The following is an 18,098-nucleotide window of genomic DNA, read 5'->3' as shown; positions in this document are numbered from 1 at the left end:
CAAACAGATAGAGCGGCAGCCCTGATTTATCCGCTCTAGAACCGCGTCCCGACCTTCAAGCCGAGCGCATGATCCTGCCTGCCGCTGCCCAAAGCCGTCCTATACTCCACTCCGATAGACCAATCGTTGAGCAAGGCGGCATCCATCGACAAGCCGAGCGTGGCGTAATCGGCGCCGGCGGAATCGGCATCGACTACATAGGGAAGACTGCCGATGTCCATGTAACCAAGCTGGACGTGACTCGAACCCGCGAAGTCATGAGTGAATTCCGCCCGCACACCGGGTGTCAGGGTGCCCCAGTCCATCTTGATGGCATAGCTCGCACGGATGCCGAGAACTCCAGCTGCGGTGTCGACAGTCTGGTTGCCGTAAGCCAGCCCATAGATGCCGCCGCCATCCTCGGTGAAGCTGTCGAGGAAGGACCGAGACAGCTCGAAACGTCCATAAGGGGAAACCAGCCAACGGGTATTCCGAAACTCGTAGGCGGCGGTAAGTGAGCCGAAGATTTGCCGGCCGTCTCGTTCGCCGGAGGCGAAACCGCTATTGGCGGTAACATAGCGCTCTGAATCGAAATCGAGCCAGCTCCCGCCGATGAGACCGTCGAGGAACACATTGTCAATCGGTTTGTAAGAGCCATAGATTGCCGCACTATATGCGGTGGCGCGGTTCGTGGTACCGTTGTCGCCGACATCGCTCCTGTCGCGCCCGTAGCCAATGCCAAACCCGGCGACGAGCCGGTCCGAGAACCTGTAGTCAAAGCCAGCGCTTACGCCGACAGCCGTCGAGTCGATATCCAGATGTCCATTGTCGCGCTGGGCGAAATCGACAAAGCCTCCTGACCAGATCGCAAAACGACCTAGATCGGGTCCTTGGATCGGCGAGGTCGAATCTTTCGATTGCGGATGCCGCATCGACGATATGTTCGTGTCGGAAGCGTAGCCAAGCAGGCTTGGCATGCTGCCGTCGGACTGGTCTGGTTGGGGGTGGTAGTCAGCGCGGTTGCCATCGCTGTCCGACGGGCGATAGCCAAGACGGATATCCAGGGAATTCCGACGTCGGTCGCCTTCGTTGTGCAGTTGCTCCAGGCGATTGTTGAAATTGCGTGTCTGATACTGGGCAAAGCGCTTCGCTGCGTCGATCTGAGCTCGCAGCAGTCCAACGACTTCGGGATCCTTGGACGGATCAGGTCGTGCAATGACGCTGAAGGTGATGGTGGCAGGGGCAGAGGTACCGAATGCATTTGACAGAGTGAACCGGACTGCCGCCGAACCCGCGAATGTCGCGCTCGCATCGAAACTCAGCTGCTTTTGCTGCGCATCGAGATGGACGGTTCCAGAATCGGAGCTGGGCAGCAGCGTGACCGCTGCCGTCGTAAACGGCCCGCCGGAAGCGCCTTCCGTCAGGTCGACCATCACTGTTGTTCCGGCCAGCACCTGGATGGTTCTGGAGGCCGCGGCAAGAGCGGGCTTCGATCGGGTTACCGTGACGGTGTAGGTCTGGGTGGTCGTTCCATCCTGCGCGGTCACCACAATCGGAACCTGGTTTGCTCCAACGGAGAGAGCTATCGGGGCACTCGCCGCCCCGGAAGAGACAGCGGCGCCCTTTACGGCAACCGTCGCCGTCGGGACGGAAACCGTCGGCGTGAAGGTGATGCTATCGACCTGATTGCCGACACTGATGTCGTAAGCGAATCTGGCCGGGGTGAATGCAGGCTCGAGTGTGCCGCTACTCGGAACCAGGCTCGCGAGTTCTGCAATGGCAGAAGCGGCCCGCGTCACCGTCACCTCATATGTCTGCGTGGTTGTTCCGTCCTGCGCCGTGACGACAATAGAAACTTGGTTTGCTCCAACCGAGAGAGCAATCGGGGCACTAGCCGCCCCCGAAGAAACCGCGGCGCCATTGACGGCAATCCTCGCCGTCGCGACGGAAACCGTCGGCGTGAAGGTGATGCTATCGACCTGATTGCCGACACTGATGTCGTAAGCGAATCTGGCCGGGGTGAATGCAGGCTCGAGTCTGCCGCTACTCGGAACCAGGCTCGCGAGTTCTGCAATGGCAGAAGCGCCCCGCGTCACCGTCACCTCATATGTCTGCGTGGTTGTTCCGTCCTGCGCCGTGACGACAATAGAAATTTGGTTTGCTCCAACCGAGAGAGCAATCGGGGCACTAGCCGCCCCGGAAGAAACCGCGGCGCCATTGACGGCAATCCTCGCCGTCGCGACGGAAGCCGTAGGCGTGAAGGTGATGCGATCGACCTGATTGCCGACCACGACATCGTAAGCAAATCTGGCCGGACTGAATGCCGGGTCGAGTGTTCCCTCACTCGGAACCAGGCTCGAGAGTTCGGCAACCGCGGAAGCGGCCCGCGTGACCGTTACCTCGTATGTCCGCGTGGTTGCTCCGTCCTGCGCGGTGACGACGACTCTGATCGTAGTGGTACCCACGGGCAAGGCTATGGCCGAACTGGCGGTTCCGGAAGCGACAGGAGACCCGTTGACGGCAATTCTGGCGTTCGGCTCCGAGGCAGTCGGCGTAAAGGCGATATCGGCCACGCTGTTCGCCACCGAGATCGAATAGCTCAGGACATTGGAAGCGAACGCGGGACTGAGCGTTCCTGCGCCAGGCTGCAGTTGCGAAAGATCGGCATTGGAAGAAGGACCAGCAGTCCACGCCGTTCCACTGGAAGCCAGGTTGCCGTTGCCGCCGCTGTTTTGAGCTGAATTTGCGGGGACATCCAGGCGGAGCGTTCCCGTTCCCGAAATGTTTGAAGCAAGAACAGTGTAGGTGATGTTGTCCGCTGTCTGGAGGCTAGACAGCGTACCTTTGACAGTTCCTGCCGCGGACAATATCAAATCGGTCAGCGTCAGACCCGTTACAGGCTCCGAGAACACGATCCGGAACGTGACTGCGGTAGAATTGGACGGTGGATTGCCCACGACAGCGGTGATGACGGTCGGTACTGCCGTGTTCACCATGACGCCACTCAAATTGCCGACGTTATTGAGCGCGGGATTTGCCGGTTCATTCACGGCGTTTTGAATAGTGCTGCCGTTCAACTCGATTGCGCTTCCGAGTTGAACCCCGTCGAAATCCATGTCACCCGGCTGAACGGTGTATTCGAAGGAAAGCAAGGCGGAGCCGCTTCCTCCCTTATAATTCAAATAATGGGTCGTGCTTCCGATTGTCAGCGGAATGCGCGGCGTACCTCCACTGGTATCCACCGTTACATTCTCGCTGAATTGGACGCTGAAAGTCAGAGATTGGCCAGCTGTGTAATATCCGTTGGCTGGAACAAAAACCGATGTGACGACAGGAGCGCCTTGCGCGGTCGCACCTACAACCGGCAACAGCTGCACGACCAAAGCGGCCAGCAGTGCAAGAAGCACTGTCCAAGTCTGCCTGATGGAATCCACGCCCCAACGGCGCAGCTGCCGGCTGCCCATCTTGCCCCCTCGCCAGGATATGAGGGCCGGATCAATAGAGGACGGGATTTGATTCTACAAATCTATTTAACAAGATATGCTTTTTGCACAATGGCCAGATTAGGTAGCAGGAAGCGAGTTAGCGGCCTCACCTAGCGCCTTCTGCTTCTAGGTTGGCGCTGCCCCTCACCCTCTCCCCATGAAAAACGGGGAGAGGGAATTCTGAGACGTTGCCGCCCCCTTTTGCGGGGAGAGGGTGAGGGGCAGCGCCAGCGCCAAGCGGGTTGTCGTGCAGGCAGTCTGCGACATCGGCCGATTTTTACGAGAGGACAGTCCAACTCATCCCGCGCCAGATCAATTCGTGCTGAACTTGGCCACCGACAGGAAAGTGACGGCCTTGCCTGTGAAACGGTTCGCGTCCGCGATCTCGGTGCCCTGCTGGAAACCGGCGGTGTAGACCTCGGTTGGGGCGTGGCGCACCAGGCTATGCGCAACGGACGGCGCCGTCTTGTCCTGCGTCTTCTGCATCACATAGGACCTGTCCAGCGCCCAACGCGCATCGGTCGGCTGCGCGGCGACGGTCATGGGCAGCCTGGCGCCCTTCTTCAGGTCGTTGCGGGTCGGTCGGGCCGCCTTGGCGGTGGTCTTCACTGCCGAAGTGACGGCCGCCGTCGGGTCGGTGCCCGGCGCACGATTGACGAGCGCGGTGCGCGGCGAGGCCGCATAGCTCAGCACTTCAGCTTGAGGCGTCTTCACCTCGGGAATTATCTCCTCCGGAGAGGCCCGGAAGGGAGCTGCGACAGGAATGGGTGGCGGTGCGACAGGAGCAGTTGCGGCAGACATGGCGGCAACCGGTACTGTTTCGGGCAGCGCCGCAACCGTATAGGCGTCCTCGCCGTCATCCAGATCGTCTTCCGGACGCGGTTCAGGCATCGCAGCGATCAGCGGCGCGATCTCGTCGTCATCGACATCGCCCGGGCGCCCCGTCGGAAGAGGCGCCTTGGCGTCGGCGACGACATAGGCAGCTTCGGTTATCGCGGGCTTGTCGCCGGCGAGCTCCGGCGGTGGCGCGGTCACGATCTCGGGGCGCGGAGTCGGAACCGGGATGTTCAATGCGACCAAAGTCTCGGGTTCAGCTCCCGGCTGACCATTGGCGCCGTAGAGTCCCGCCGGATTCGGCCCCACATCGACCTGGGGTCGCGGCGCGACCTGAGGGAGCGGAACGTCGCGCGGGGGCAATGCCGCGACGATTGTCTGCGGCTGCGGTTCCGCTGTTACGCCGGGGACATCGGCGCGGTTGGCCTGATCAGGCGACAGGATTCGGATCTTGTTGCCGGGCTTCGCGTTGCCAGGCTTGGCATCGTCCGACCTTACCTCGGCTTTCGCCACGACGGTTGTCGGTTGGGGTTGAGCGCCCTCGTCGTCAGCCCCGGCACTACCGGCCCCTTGGGCGCTATCCTCTTCGTCATCGGCACCACCGCCGCCTCCGAACAACCTGGCGAGCAGTCCGCCGGAGCGTGAGCTGGAGGATCTCGAGCCGAGAGCTGCGATCGCCACCTCGCCGCTCTTCTTGCGCGCCTCGTATGATGCGACCGCCTCCTCGAAGCCGGGCAGCGGCTTGCCGTCGGACGGGATATGCAGCGTCTTGCCGTTCGGGAAGAGCGCAATCAGCTCCTGCCGGCTCATCTTCGGCCAGTGCCGCACATTGCCGACGTCGAAATGCACGAAGGGTGAGCCGGATGTCGGATAATAGCCGACACCGCCACCCTGCATCTTGAGGCCAATCTCGCGCAGCTTCTTCAACGGAACACCCGGGATGAAAAAGTCCATCGCCCTGCCGAGCATGTGCTGGCTCTGCTTGGCGACGCCCCGCGAGCGACTGCGCAGCATGGAGTTGGTCTCCGGCGAGCGGTAGCCGCATACGACGTTGATATATTCGCTGGAGCCGCTCTGCCTGTAGGCCTCCCAGATAACGTCGAACAGCCGTGGATCCATCCTGGTCGGCTCGTTCTTGCGCCAGTCGCGCAGGAACATGTTGAGCTTGCGGAGCCCGTCGGAATCGAAGCGGCCGTCGCGCTTGAAGACGATCTCGGCCTTCTCGCGGGTGTGCAGGTTGAAAAGCTTCAGCGAGCGCGTGTCAGCACTGGCGCTGCTTGCCCCGATAAGCGCGAAGCCCAGAGCAAGAAATGCCGCAAAATACCGTTTCCCTCCGACGGACCCGGCGCTTGACCGGCCGCCTGCTGGCCACAGAATCCCTATCAAATCAAAAGGCCTTGTTGGCTGGCATTTTGTCCCCGGATTTGATCTTCGGACGCTGAGTAGGACGTCCGAATATCGATCCTAATGGTTAATCACTGTTTATTGAAGCCGAAATGCGGTAACAAGGTGGCGGGACGGTGACGAAAAGTCCAGCACTGGATTCAGGGTAAACCAGTGGTTTCACAGGCAAAAGCAGCGGCCGGACCAGCTGCTAAGCCAGATTGGGCGACCATCTCCCCACTAATTCTTGAGCTGCACGAGGCGCCGGTTCTTGCGGGCGAGCTCAAGCTGCTTGCCTGAAATGGCCAAATCACCGCCGGCAGGTGAACAACGGCACGCCTGTCTGCGTAGCCTGCCTCATCAAGATTGTGCGTTGGAGGCGTTTCAACCCCGGCCCGTCTCGGGGTCGATCCCATATTCCTTGAGCTTGCGGTAGAGCGTCGATCGTCCGATGCCGAGGCGGCGCGCAACCTCGCTCATCTGGCCACCATAGTGTTCGATGGCAAGGCGGATCATCTCCAGCTCGACCTCGGCGAGCGTTCGGACATTGCCGTTTTGGTCGAGGGCGCTGAGCGCACCGATGCCGGCCGGCATCGGGCGCCGATCGGCAAGGCCGCTTGCCGCGTTCGCATCGCGCGTGGCGGTGCTTGCGTCCGCCAGCTGTTCGGGTTTGCCTGAAGTTGCACTCGTGTCGACTGCAGTGTGCTTCAGCTCCGGAATATCCTCGAGCTGTGCGCGGATTTGCGGGAAATCCTCGACGCTCAGCATTTCGCCGTCACTCAGCACCATCGCCCGGAAAACCGCGTTCTCGAGCTGCCTGATGTTGCCCGGCCAGTCATAGGCTTTCAGCATGGCAAGCGCGCTGCCCGCAATTGTCCGCGCCTTGAGGGACGACTGGCTCCTTGCGAAACGCGCCATGAAATGTGTGACCAGCGGCTCGATGTCCTCGCGCCGGTCGCGCAGCGGCGGCACGAAGATCGGAAAGACGTGAAGCCGGTAGTAGAGGTCCTCCCGGAAGCGGCCGTCGCGCACCTGCTGCAGGAGATCGCGATGGGTGGCAGAGATCAGCCTGATATCGACCTTGACGGTCGACCTTGCGCCGACCGGGTCGACTTCGCCCTCCTGCACGGCGCGCAGCAACTTGACCTGCACTTCGGGCGGCAGGTCTCCGATCTCATCGAGGAACAGCGTGCCGCCATGCGCCTCGACGAATTTGCCGGGGTGCTTCTCGGTCGCGCCGGTGAAGGCGCCTTTCTCATGGCCGAACAGAATGCTCTCGACGAGATTCTGCGGGATTGCGCCGCAATTCACCGGCACGAATGGCTTGCCGCGACGCTCGCCCGAGCCCTGGATGGCACGCGCGACCAGCTCCTTGCCGACGCCCGATTCGCCCTCGATCAGGATCGGGATGTTCGAGGAGGCTGCCTTCTGGCCGAGCCGAATCACACGTTCCATGGCCGGACCGCGGGTGACGAGATCGCGGAAAGTGATCAGGCCGGCCGGCGGCCGCTTCGTACGCCGCGCGTCCTCCATCGCCTCTACCTTGAGCGCGTTGGTGATGGCGGTCTTGAGCCGCTCGGGCGAAGCCGGCTTGACCACAAAATCGAAAGCGCCGGCGCGCATGGCGGAAACCACGGTCTCGATGCCGCCCTGCGCGGTCTGCACGATGACGGGGAGCGCGACCTCGCGCTCGCGCATGCCCTTCAGGACGCCAAGCCCATCGATGCCGGGCATGGCAAGGTCGAGGATGACGGCGCCGATGTCGCGGCCCTGCGGTCCGTCCAGCGCCTTCAACGCGGCTTCGCCGCCATCGGCGAGGATCGCCTCATGACCGAATCTCGTGACGGCGCCTTCCAGCAGGCGACGCTGGACGGGATCGTCGTCAACGATGAGGATCGGAGCGGCCATGGCCTCTCAGCGGAATCTCGCATGTTGGAATAATGTCGGCTGGATCATCCTGGCACAGGGTTCTAAATAAGGGTTCAAGAAAGCCGGTGAACGATTTCTTGCCAGTTTGTGTCGAGGTTGCGGGTGACACGACTCGCCCGAAACTCCGAGGCAGCCTGACACCACCGGCCCCTCCTCGCATGCAAGGTTCTGGACAATGACGAGCACAACCAACCCGACGGCGAAGGCTGCTGCGAGCACCGGAACCTCCGCGCTCGGCGAGCTTCCCGAATGGAACCTCGCCGACCTCTATGCCGGCATGGAGGCTTCCGAACTGAAGCGCGACCTCGACAAAGCCGCCACGGACGCAATTGCGTTCGAGGCGCGCTGGAAAGGCAAGCTCGCGGCCGAGGCGGCCAAAGGCGCAGTTGGTAGCCTCGGCCAATGCCTCAGGGAATACGAAGCGCTGGACGAGCTGATTGGTCGCCTGGTCTCCTATGCGGCACTGGTCTATGCCGGCAACACCACCGATCCCAAGCGCGCCAAGCTGTACGGCGACATCCAGGAGAAGATGACCGATGCCAGCGCGCATCTTCTGTTCTTCGCGCTGGAACTCAACCAGGTGGACGACAAGCTGGTATCTGCGGCACTGGACGCCGACCCTGGCTTCGGCCACTACCGGCCATGGGTGCTGGACCTCAGGAAGGACAAGCCCTACCAGCTCGAGGATCGCATCGAGCAGCTCTTCCACGAGAAATCGATCACCGGCCGCGGCGCCTGGAACAGGCTGTTCGACGAGACGATGGCCGACCTGCGCTTTTCAGTGGACGGCGAGGAGCTGACGCTGGAGCCGGCGCTGAACCGGCTGCAGGACGCCAACCCGGAAATGCGCCGCATGGCGGCAGAGGCGCTCGCCAAGACCTTCACGGACAACCTGCGCACCTTCACCTTGATCACCAACACGCTCGCCAAGGACAAGGAGATTTCCGACCGCTGGCGCGGCTTCAAGGACATCGCGGATTCACGCCATCTCGCGAACCGGGTCGAACGCGACGTGGTCGACGCGCTGGCGGAGGCCGTGCGCGAAGCCTATCCGCGACTCTCGCATCGCTATTACGCGATGAAGGCGAAATGGCTCGGCATGGATGCGCTGAACCATTGGGATCGCAACGCGCCGCTGCCGGAGACGCCTCAGGCGACGATCGGCTGGGAGGAAGCGAAAGACACGGTGCTCTCCGCCTATGGAGGCTTCGCCCCCGAAATGGCCGCGATCGCCCGGCCCTTTTTCGAGAAGAACTGGATCGATGCTCCGGTACGGCCAGGCAAGGCGCCGGGCGCCTTCGCCCATCCGACGGTTCCTTCGGTGCACCCCTATGTTCTGCTCAACTACCAGGGCAAGCCGCGCGACGTGATGACGCTTGCGCATGAGCTCGGCCATGGCGTGCACCAGGTGCTGGCTGGCGGCCAGGGTGCGCTCATGGCGGCGACCCCGCTGACGCTTGCCGAGACCGCCTCGGTATTCGGCGAGATGCTGACTTTCCGATCGCTGCTCGAGCGTACCACCGACCGGCGCGAGCGGAAAGCCATGCTTGCCCAGAAGGTCGAGGATATGATCAACACGGTCGTGCGCCAGATCGCCTTCTACGAGTTCGAGCGCAAGGTACATACTGAGCGCAAGAACGGCGAGCTGACCGCCGAGCAGCTGGGCGACTTCTGGCTCGACGTGCAGGCACAGAGTCTCGGGCCGGCGATCCGGCTGCTCAAGGGCTACGAAGTGTTCTGGACCTATGTGCCGCACTTCATCCATTCGCCCTTCTATGTCTACGCCTATGCCTTCGGCGACTGCCTGGTGAACTCGCTCTACGCGGTCTACCAGAACGCCGAGCGCGGCTTTCAGGAGAAATATTTCGAGATGCTGAAGGCGGGCGGCACCAAGCATCACAAGGAGCTCCTGGCGCCCTTCGGGCTCGACGCCTCCGACCCTGCCTTCTGGCAGATCGGGCTCGGCGTGATCGGCAGCCTGATCGACGAGTTGGAGGCGTTGGAATAGGCGAGCATGTCGCGGCTGGACGTTTACACCTTCGGCACAGCAGTCAACATTCAGCCTTGATGCTCTACGTCGCCCCCCTCTGTCCTGCCGGACATCTCCCCCACAAGGGGGGAGATTGGCTGTCATCATTGATTTCGCCAACCTTCGATGTTGGTGATTGGCGAAAACAAAAACGGCCGTCCAATCTCCCCCCTTGTGGGGGAGATGTCCGGCAGGACAGAGGGGGGCGCACAAGGGCGCCGACCTTTCAACATTAGCGTCGCGCAATCATGTCCGCGCCGCCCTCCCCCTTCATCCTCTTCCGCGACGACCTCGCCGGCCGCGACACCCTGTTTCGCGAACCGGAAAAAATCATCACCGCTCATGACGAGGCAGGCTTCTTCGCCGCACTCGACGAGATGGAAGCCGCGCGGCAGGCCGCCCGGTGGCTTGCCGGCTATTTCTCCTACGAGGCCGGCTATCTCCTGGAGAAAAAGCTGAGGCCGCTGCTTCCGGAAGGGCGGCGCGGGCCGCTGCTCGTCTTCGGCGTGTTTGACGCCCCGTCGGACGCGATCCTGCCGCGTCAGCCTGAGCAGCCGACCAACGGCCCGATCTTCGAGGCCAGAGCCGCCTGGAACTTTGCCGACTACGAACCCCGCTTCGGGCGCGTGCATCGACACCTGCGCGAGGGCGACTGCTACCAGGTGAACCTCACCTTCCCTGTCCATGCGCAATGGAGCGGCGCTCCGCTGTCGGCCTTCAACGCACTCACCGCGCGGCAACCGGTCAAGTATGGCGCGCTAGTCGCGCTCGGCGAGCCGGTCGTGCTGTCGCGCTCACCCGAGCTTTTCTTCGAAGTCGATACCGAGGGTTGGATCGAGACGCGGCCGATGAAGGGCACCGCGCCGCGCGGCGCAACCAAGAGGGAAGACGAGCGTCTGAAGCGGTTCCTCGCCACCGATCCCAAGAACCAGGCCGAGAACCGCATGATCGTCGACCTGTTGCGCAATGACATCTCGCGCATCTCCGAAGTCGGCACGCTCTCCGTGCCGGAACTCTTCAAGGTCGAGGCCTATCCGACAGTCCACCAGATGGTGAGCACGGTGCGCGCCAAGCTGCTGCCCGGCCTCGGGATCGCCGACATTTTTGCGGCGCTGTTTCCTTGCGGCTCGATCACCGGTGCGCCGAAGATCAGGGCGATGGAGGTGATCCGTGCGCTGGAGGCAGGACCGCGCGGCGCCTATTGCGGCGCGATCGGCTGGATCGCGCCGGACGGGCCGATGCGTTTCAACGTCGCGATCCGCACCATCTCGCTCTTCGGACAGGGTGAAGCGGTTTACAATGTCGGGGGCGGTGTGGTTTTCGACTCGTCCGCCGAGGAGGAATATGCGGAATGTCTCCTGAAGGCACGCTTCGCAACAGGGGCGGAACCCGCTTCGACCTGATCGAGACGATGCGCTGGGAGCCGGGCACCGGTTTCGTGCGGCTCGAACGGCATCTGGCACGGCTCCATGCTTCGGCTACGGAACTGGGTTTCAGCCACGATCCGAATAGGATCGATTCAGCGCTGAGGAACGCCGTCGTCGGGCATGACAAACCACTGCGGGTCCGGCTCGTGCTTTCCGCGGATGGCGAGGCGACGGCCTCCACGCAACCCTACGAGCCGCTGCCGCAATATCGGGTCTGGGATCTGCGCATCGCAAGCACCCGTCTCCATTCGGGAGAGCGGTTGCTGCGCCATAAGACCACCTGGCGCGAGGCTTTTGTGAAGGCGCGATCCGAATACCATTTGCACCACGCCGACGAGGTGATCCTGCTCAATGAGAGGGGCGAGGTCTGCGAGGGGACGATCACCAACGTGTTCCTGGATGCCGGCGACGGCGTGCTGCTCACGCCGCCGCTCGCTTCGGGCCTCCTGCCAGGCGTGCTCCGTGCCGAGCTTCTTGCCGATGGCCATGCCCGCGAAGCGGTGCTCGGCCCGGACGACCTGACCGAGGCGGAAAGCCTGTTCGTCGGCAACTCACTGCGTGGGCTCATTCCCGCGAAACTGACCGGGTGAGGACGTTGCCCCTGCCGAAAGGGTCAGCTATCCAACCGGTGGAGGACCTGCGCACCAATGATGCCCACCCATACGCCCTATGACGGCTCCACCAAGCCGTTCACGATCGGCCTGAAGCCGCTCGATGCTGCTCTCTGGCTCGATGTCGATGGGCAATATGAGACTTATCTCGCCGAAAAACGGCGGATCTATGCGGAAATCCCGGACAAGGTGTTCGTTGCGGAAGAAGGGACGCAGGACGCGCAGCATGAGGTGCTCCATCTCGTCGCCAGCCACATGCGCGAACGTTTTCCGACGCTAGTGCCGAACGAGTCGCCGCTGTCGCCGAATGGCGCCTCCCTCAATGCCCATCCGCTCTACGCCGCGTCCCTTCTCGTGCAGGAGGATCTCGTCCTGATGCGGCGGGATGAAGAAGGGTGGCGGCTGGTGGCGGCTTCGCTGTGCTTTCCCTCCTCGTGGTCTTTGACTGAGAAGTTCGGCAAGCCGCTGCAGGACATCCACACGCCGGTGCCTGGCTTCGGCCCCGGCACGCGGATCGCCGACGTCATCCAGCGCATCTTCGATAAGTTGCAGGTGGCACAGCCGGTCGAGCGCATGAACTGGTCGCTGCAGGCCGGCTCGGCGCTCTACATGCCGCTGTCGAATGCGGGCCGGCAAGAGCGCGCCGAGCGCAAGCCTTCGCACTTTGCGGAAACTGATGTCGCGGCGAACGCCTTCATCCGCGTCGAGCGACAAACGCTTCGCAAGCTGCCGAAATCGGGTGATGTCCTTTTCACGATCCGCATCTATCTCGACCCGATGCAAGTGCTCGAAAGCCATCCGCACAGAGCCACACTTGCCGCCTCCTTCGCGGCGCAGCTGGTGGCGCTCGATGAGGCGCAGGTGGATTATAAAGGCTTGTCGGCGGACCGCGATCGGCTGGTCGAGCGGCTGAGGGCGATGGCCGAGGCTTGATTGAGGCTGGAGATGGACAATGTTCCGTCCGCCTTCGACGGTCTATCACCCCCGTTTAAAGCCTTCTCACTTTAGGTTGGCGCCGCCCCTCACCCTTACCCTCTCCCCGTGAAAGACGGGGAGAGGGGATTCTGAGACGTTGCCGCCCCCTCTCCCCGTCCTTTACGGGGAGAGGGGGCGGGTGAGGGGCAGCGCCAGCGCAAAGCGATTTGCGGAACCCGCCAACCGCTCAGCCTTCGCCGAGGTCGCGCACCGCTCCGCGCGCAGCGCTGGTCGCGAAGGCGGCGTAGGCCTTGAGAGCCGGTGTCACGTTGCGCTTGCGCTTCTCGGCCGGCTTCCAGCCCAGCCTGTCCTGCTCGGCCCGCCGCGCCTCGAGGACCGACGGATCGACTTTGAGGTTGATCGTGCGGCCGGGAATGTCGATCTCGATGATATCGCCGGGATGCACCAGGCCGATCGTGCCGCCCTCGGCGGCTTCCGGCGAGACATGCCCGATGGATAGGCCCGACGTGCCGCCGGAGAAGCGCCCGTCCGTCAAGAGCGCGCAGGCTTTGCCGAGGCCCTTCGATTTCAGGTAGCTGGTCGGGTAGAGCATCTCCTGCATGCCCGGTCCGCCGCGCGGGCCCTCATAGCGAATGACGACCACATCGCCGGCCTTCACCTCGTTGGAGAGAATGCCTTTCACCGCCGCGTCCTGGCTCTCGTAAACCACTGCCGGGCCGGTGAATTTCAGGATGGACTCGTCGACTCCAGCCGTTTTGACGATGCAGCCCTCGAGCGCGATGTTGCCCTTGAGAACCGCGAGCCCTCCGTCTTTCGAGAACGGGCTCTCAGGCGAGCGAATTGCACCGGCCTTACGGTCGAGGTCGAGCTCGGCCCAGCGGTTCGACTGGCTGAAGGCCTGCGTCGTACGCACGCCTCCCGGTGCAGCCATGTAGAAATTGCGCACGCTTTCGCTGTTCGTGCGCGAGATGTCCCAGCGGTCGATCGCATCCCCCATCGTAAGGGCATGCACCGTCGGCACGTCGCGGTTGATCAGGCCGGCACGATCGAGCTGGCCGAGGATTGCCATGATGCCGCCGGCGCGGTGCACATCCTCCAGATGTACGTCGCTCTTGGCGGGCGCAACCTTGCACAGCACCGGTACCTTGCGCGAAAGCGCATCGATGTCGTCCATGGTGAAATCGACACCGCCTTCATAGGCCGCCGCCAGGATATGCAGCACCGTATTGGTCGAACCGCCCATGGCGATATCGAGCGCCATGGCGTTCTCGAACGCCGCTTTGCCGGCGATCGAACGCGGCAGCGCGGTCTCGTCGTCCTGCTCGTAGTAGCGGCGGGCGAGGTCAACGATCAGGTGGCCAGCCTCGACGAACAGCCGCTTTCGGTCGGAATGGGTTGCGAGCGTCGAGCCGTTGCCGGGCAGCGACAGGCCAAGCGCCTCGGTCAGGCAGTTCATCGAATTGGCGGTGAACATGCCCGAGCAGGAGCCGCATGTCGGGCAGGCGGCTTCCTCGATCGTCTGCACTTCCGCGTCTGTATATGCGTCGTCGGCGGCCATGACCATGGCGTCGACCAGATCGAGGGCCTGAAGCTTGTCCTTCACCACCGCCTTGCCGGCTTCCATCGGCCCGCCCGAAACGAACACGGCAGGGATATTGAGCCTGAGCGCGGCCATCAGCATTCCGGGCGTGATCTTGTCGCAGTTGGAGATGCAGACCATCGCGTCGGCGCAATGCGCGTTGACCATGTATTCGACACTGTCGGCGATGATCTCGCGAGACGGCAGCGAATAGAGCATGCCGTCATGGCCCATGGCGATACCGTCGTCGACCGCGATGGTATTGAACTCCTTGGCGACGCCGCCTGCGCCCTCGATTTCCCGCGCGACGAGCTGGCCGAGATCCTTGAGATGCACATGGCCGGGCACGAACTGCGTGAACGAGTTGACCACCGCGATGATCGGCTTGTCGAAATCCCCGTCCTTCATGCCAGTGGCGCGCCAGAGCCCGCGGGCGCCGGCCATGTTGCGGCCATGGGTGGTGGTGCGTGAGCGATAAGTAGGCATGCGACGATCCTGACTGATACCAAGGAGGCCTGATAGCGCCGATTCCCTTGCGGGAAAAGGGTCAGTTGCAGGAAGTGGCGCCCCTCAGGCGCCCTGGCCGTTCTTGGCCATGCGCACGTTGCGCTTGCCGCTGCCGGACACGACGACCAGTTTCTTGACCTTGCCCGCCTTGAAGGCCGCGAGGAAGCGCGGGTAGTCCGCGAAAGCGACGCAACCGTGCGATTGGGCGCGGCGGCCGCGCATCAAATAGCTATGAGTCAGGAAGCCGTCACGACCGTAGAGATTCCTGCCGTTCTCCGGCAGCATGCGAATGGCTTCGACGCCATGGAAGCGCTTTTCGCGCATCTGGAGCACATAAGTGTGCGGGGGCGTCGGACCGTTCATCTTTACATGCACATAGCGCGGATCGTCGGCCATCTCACCGACGCCGGAATGCGCTTCGAGCCTCGTGCCGTCAGGCATGTAAACAGTCTGGGCACTGATATCATAGACGGCGACACCGTCGCCTGCGCTCGCACGCCCACCACCGCGGAACAGACGCCTGAGGAAGCCGCCACCGCGATCGGCGTCCTCGGCCGGGCTGCTGGCCGCCGGGCTATCGGGCCGGGCAAATGCCATTTTGGTTTCCTTTTCGCGCGGCGGCTGGGGCGGGGGCGTGGTCTCGCGCGCGGACGCGTCCGGCTGCCGCCTGACAGGGCCCGGCTGTTCGGCTTGCGGCTTCGCCACGTCCGCCTTGTCCGCTGCTGGCTCCTCGATCTTCGGCCTGTCGATCTTCGGGCGCGCGAGCGGAACCGGCACGTCCTGCGGCAGAGCCCCGTCGTCTTTCGCGAGCAGCCCGTCAATCCCAAGGCTTCCAGCATCGCCGGCAAGCAGCGCTTCGAGCGCTCCGCCGGCCGCAGTCGGCGAAGGATCGGCGTAGGCAAGCACGATCGGCGCGGCAGCATCGGCAGGCGTAGCCGTGCCCAGGAAGCGCTCGGGCGCGGGCTGAGGCAGAGGCACGGCGGGTGCGGCGGCTGCGCGCGCAACCCTCCCCTTGGTAAGCTCAACTGCAGCGACCGACTTCGCCGACGCAAGGCGTTTGCCCAGAAGTGCCAGCCGATCGCTGCGGGCCGCATCCCCTGAGGGTGAGGGTGCCGCGCCACCCAGATGCTCATACCAGTTATGGCCGAACCTCGCGCTGATCGGCGCGCTCGCCACCGAGGCGACCAGCTGGTTCTGGCGAGAGGCGATTGGCGCCCAGTCCAGCGACGGCGCGATCGATGCCATTCTTATCTGGGACAGCGCACCAGCCGTGTCTGCCGGCTTGCCAGGGGCGCTCGGTGCATTGATGACGCCGATCACTCCCGTGGCCGCCACCGCAACCGAATAGGTGATGAACCACGGCCGGCGCATGACCGAGATCAGAGATCGACGCGCGCTCCCCTGAGCGCGAGAGCGAGACGATTTACCCACTTACGCGTACCCAATTCGTCCGATGGACAGGCTGCCCGAACTTGTCGCCGGGCAGTTTAGACTTGCGGTCACGAGGCCATCCCCGGCCCATTGCGACCCGGCAAGAGCATGAATGATTAAGGTTAACGATGTCTTCCCCTCTCAACTCTCCAGTCTGATTGTGTCGGCGCCCGCACTAGGCCACAGCTTAGCCATGCAACTCCAACCAAGTTGGACTTGCGTTCCCGTATAGCTTCAGCTGGCCCTCTCCTGCTCGGCACAGCGAGAATGCGACAATTCTTCTCCTTCGTGGCGATAATGGGGCCAGAACGCCCGATAATGCAGTCGCAAGCCGGTGAACGGGCCTGATTGAGCTACACTGCCTGGACGCAATCAGAGATTTTTCCTTTATTGTGACAGCAATCTATGATCTAGCGCGCGGCCGTTGAGCGCGCGGATTCGCGTTTTTGAGAAAGTTTGCCGGGGGAGTATTCCAGCATGGCGAAGCAGAACTGGCCGGTTTACGGCGAGATCACCGGCCCGATCGTGATGATCGGCTTCGGCTCGATCGGGCGCGGCACGCTGCCCTTGATCGAGCGCCATTTCAAGTTCGACAAGTCGCGCATGGTGGTCATCGACCCGAATGACGCCGACCGCAAGCTGCTCGACGAGCGCGGTATCGCCTTCGTGAAGGAGGGAGTCACCAAGGATAACTACAAGGAGCTTCTGACGCCACTCCTGACCAAGGGCGAGGGCCAGGGCTTCTGCGTCAACGTGTCGGTCGACACCTCCTCGTTGGACCTCATGAAGCTCTGCCGCAAGCTCGACGTGCTCTATGTCGACACCGTGGTTGAGCCATGGCTCGGCTTCTATTTCGACGAGAATCTCGGCAACGCAGCGCGCACCAACTATGCGCTGCGCGAGACGGTGCGCGCGGAGAAGAAGCGCAAGCCTGGCGGCACGACCGCGGTCTCCTGCTGCGGCGCCAATCCTGGCATGGTTTCCTGGTTCGTCAAACAGGCGCTCGTGAATCTTGCCAAGGACCTCGGCATGGAATTCGACGAGCCGGACCAGCATGACCGGGAGGGCTGGGCGAAGCTCATGAAGAAGGCTGGCGTGAAAGGCATCCACATTGCCGAACGCGACACGCAGCGCACCAAGCGCCCGAAGCCCATGAATGTGTTCTGGAACACCTGGTCGGTGGAGGGCTTCATCTCCGAGGGCCTGCAGCCGGCTGAGCTCGGCTGGGGCACGCATGAGAAATGGATGCCCAGGAACGCGAAGAAGCAGAAGCACGGGCACAAGTCGGCAATCTATCTCGAGCAGCCCGGCGGCAATACGCGCGTGCGCACCTGGTGCCCCACACCCGGCCCGCAATACGGCTTCCTGGTCACGCACAACGAGGCGGTCTCGATCGCCGACTATTTCACCGTGCGCGACAAGAAGGGCGAGGTCACGTTCCGGCCGACTTGCCACTACGCCTACCATCCATGCAATGACGCGGTGCTCTCGCTGCATGAGGTATTCGGTGCCGCGGGCAAGGTGCAGCCTGTGCATCACGTGCTGGACGAGCATGAGCTGGTCGATGGCATGGACGAGCTCGGCGTGCTGCTCTACGGCCACAAGAAGAACGCCTACTGGTATGGCTCGCAGCTCACCCTGGAGGAGGCACGCGACCTTGCGCCCTACCAGAATGCTACCGGCCTGCAAGTGACTTCCGCAGTGCTCGCCGGCATGGTCTGGGCACTGGAGCATCCCAAGGCAGGCATCGTCGAAACCGACGAGATGGACTACAAGCGCTGTCTCGAGGTGCAGCTCCCCTATCTCGGGCCGGTCAACGGCTTCTATACCGAATGGACGCCACTCGACGGCCGGCCGGGGCTGTTTCCCGAGGATATCGACGAGAAGGATCCCTGGCAGTTCCGCAACGTCCTGGTGCGGTAAAGTATAGGGGAGTAGGGGAATAACGGAGTAAAGGAATAGGCGAGT

The 18,098-nt window shown here is 62.9% G+C and carries 10 protein-coding genes; 5 read left to right on the top strand and 5 right to left on the bottom strand.

Annotated features, from left to right (window positions below; genetic code table 11):
• Positions 1 to 35: 35 nt before the first annotated feature.
• The 3 genes from SAZ10_RS25250 to SAZ10_RS25240 all read right to left on the bottom strand — a co-directional run bounded on the left by SAZ10_RS25250 (position 36) and on the right by SAZ10_RS25240 (position 7,589).
• Positions 36 to 3,131 (bottom strand): cadherin-like beta sandwich domain-containing protein, encoded by a 3,096-nt coding sequence (locus SAZ10_RS25250; RefSeq protein WP_318612157.1) that lies wholly within the window; start codon positions 3,129 to 3,131, stop codon positions 36 to 38.
• A 645-nt stretch (positions 3,132 to 3,776) separates the two neighbouring features.
• Positions 3,777 to 5,684 (bottom strand): DUF882 domain-containing protein, encoded by a 1,908-nt coding sequence (locus SAZ10_RS25245; protein WP_318612156.1) that lies wholly within the window; start codon positions 5,682 to 5,684, stop codon positions 3,777 to 3,779.
• Positions 5,685 to 6,065: 381 nt separating this feature from the next.
• Entirely contained in the window at positions 6,066 to 7,589 is a 1,524-nt protein-coding gene (locus SAZ10_RS25240) for a sigma-54 dependent transcriptional regulator (protein ID WP_318612155.1), read from the bottom strand.
• Between the two features lie 196 nt (positions 7,590 to 7,785).
• Here SAZ10_RS25240 and SAZ10_RS25235 point away from each other — a divergent pair, with 196 nt between their 5' ends.
• The 4 genes from SAZ10_RS25235 (at position 7,786) to SAZ10_RS25220 (ending at position 12,610) form a co-directional block, all read left to right on the top strand.
• Entirely contained in the window at positions 7,786 to 9,618 is a 1,833-nt protein-coding gene (locus tag SAZ10_RS25235) for a M3 family oligoendopeptidase (RefSeq protein ID WP_318612154.1), read from the top strand.
• A gap of 269 nt (positions 9,619 to 9,887) precedes the next feature.
• On the top strand, positions 9,888 to 11,042 hold the full coding sequence (locus SAZ10_RS25230) for an aminodeoxychorismate synthase component I (protein WP_318612153.1): 1,155 nt from the start codon (positions 9,888 to 9,890) through the stop codon (positions 11,040 to 11,042).
• The gene (locus SAZ10_RS25225; RefSeq protein ID WP_318612152.1) at positions 10,991 to 11,656 is read left to right on the top strand and encodes an aminotransferase class IV family protein; all 666 of its coding nucleotides are present in this window, start codon (positions 10,991 to 10,993) and stop codon (positions 11,654 to 11,656) included. The genes SAZ10_RS25230 and SAZ10_RS25225 overlap by 52 nt, the downstream gene beginning before the upstream one ends.
• 57 nt (positions 11,657 to 11,713) lie before the next feature.
• Positions 11,714 to 12,610 carry a DUF3445 domain-containing protein gene (locus SAZ10_RS25220; RefSeq protein ID WP_318612151.1) on the top strand — a complete coding sequence of 299 codons (897 nt, stop codon included), beginning with the start codon at positions 11,714 to 11,716 and terminating at the stop codon, positions 12,608 to 12,610.
• Positions 12,611 to 12,839: 229 nt separating this feature from the next.
• Here the strand turns inward: SAZ10_RS25220 and ilvD are convergent, their stop codons facing one another.
• The gene (gene ilvD, locus SAZ10_RS25215; RefSeq protein WP_318612150.1) at positions 12,840 to 14,678 is read right to left on the bottom strand and encodes a dihydroxy-acid dehydratase; all 1,839 of its coding nucleotides are present in this window, start codon (positions 14,676 to 14,678) and stop codon (positions 12,840 to 12,842) included.
• Between the two features lie 84 nt (positions 14,679 to 14,762).
• Positions 14,763 to 16,070 (bottom strand): DUF2778 domain-containing protein, encoded by a 1,308-nt coding sequence (locus tag SAZ10_RS25210; protein ID WP_318612149.1) that lies wholly within the window; start codon positions 16,068 to 16,070, stop codon positions 14,763 to 14,765.
• Between the two features lie 537 nt (positions 16,071 to 16,607).
• Here SAZ10_RS25210 and SAZ10_RS25205 point away from each other — a divergent pair.
• Entirely contained in the window at positions 16,608 to 18,053 is a 1,446-nt protein-coding gene (locus SAZ10_RS25205) for a homospermidine synthase (RefSeq protein ID WP_318612148.1), read from the top strand.
• Positions 18,054 to 18,098: the final 45 nt, after the last annotated feature.

Source organism: Mesorhizobium sp. BAC0120 (assembly GCF_033542235.1).
Taxonomy (GTDB): Bacteria; Pseudomonadota; Alphaproteobacteria; order Rhizobiales; family Rhizobiaceae; genus JAWRCU01.
Note: the sequence above shows the minus strand (reverse complement) of the source record. Positions and strands in the feature narration are given on the sequence as shown.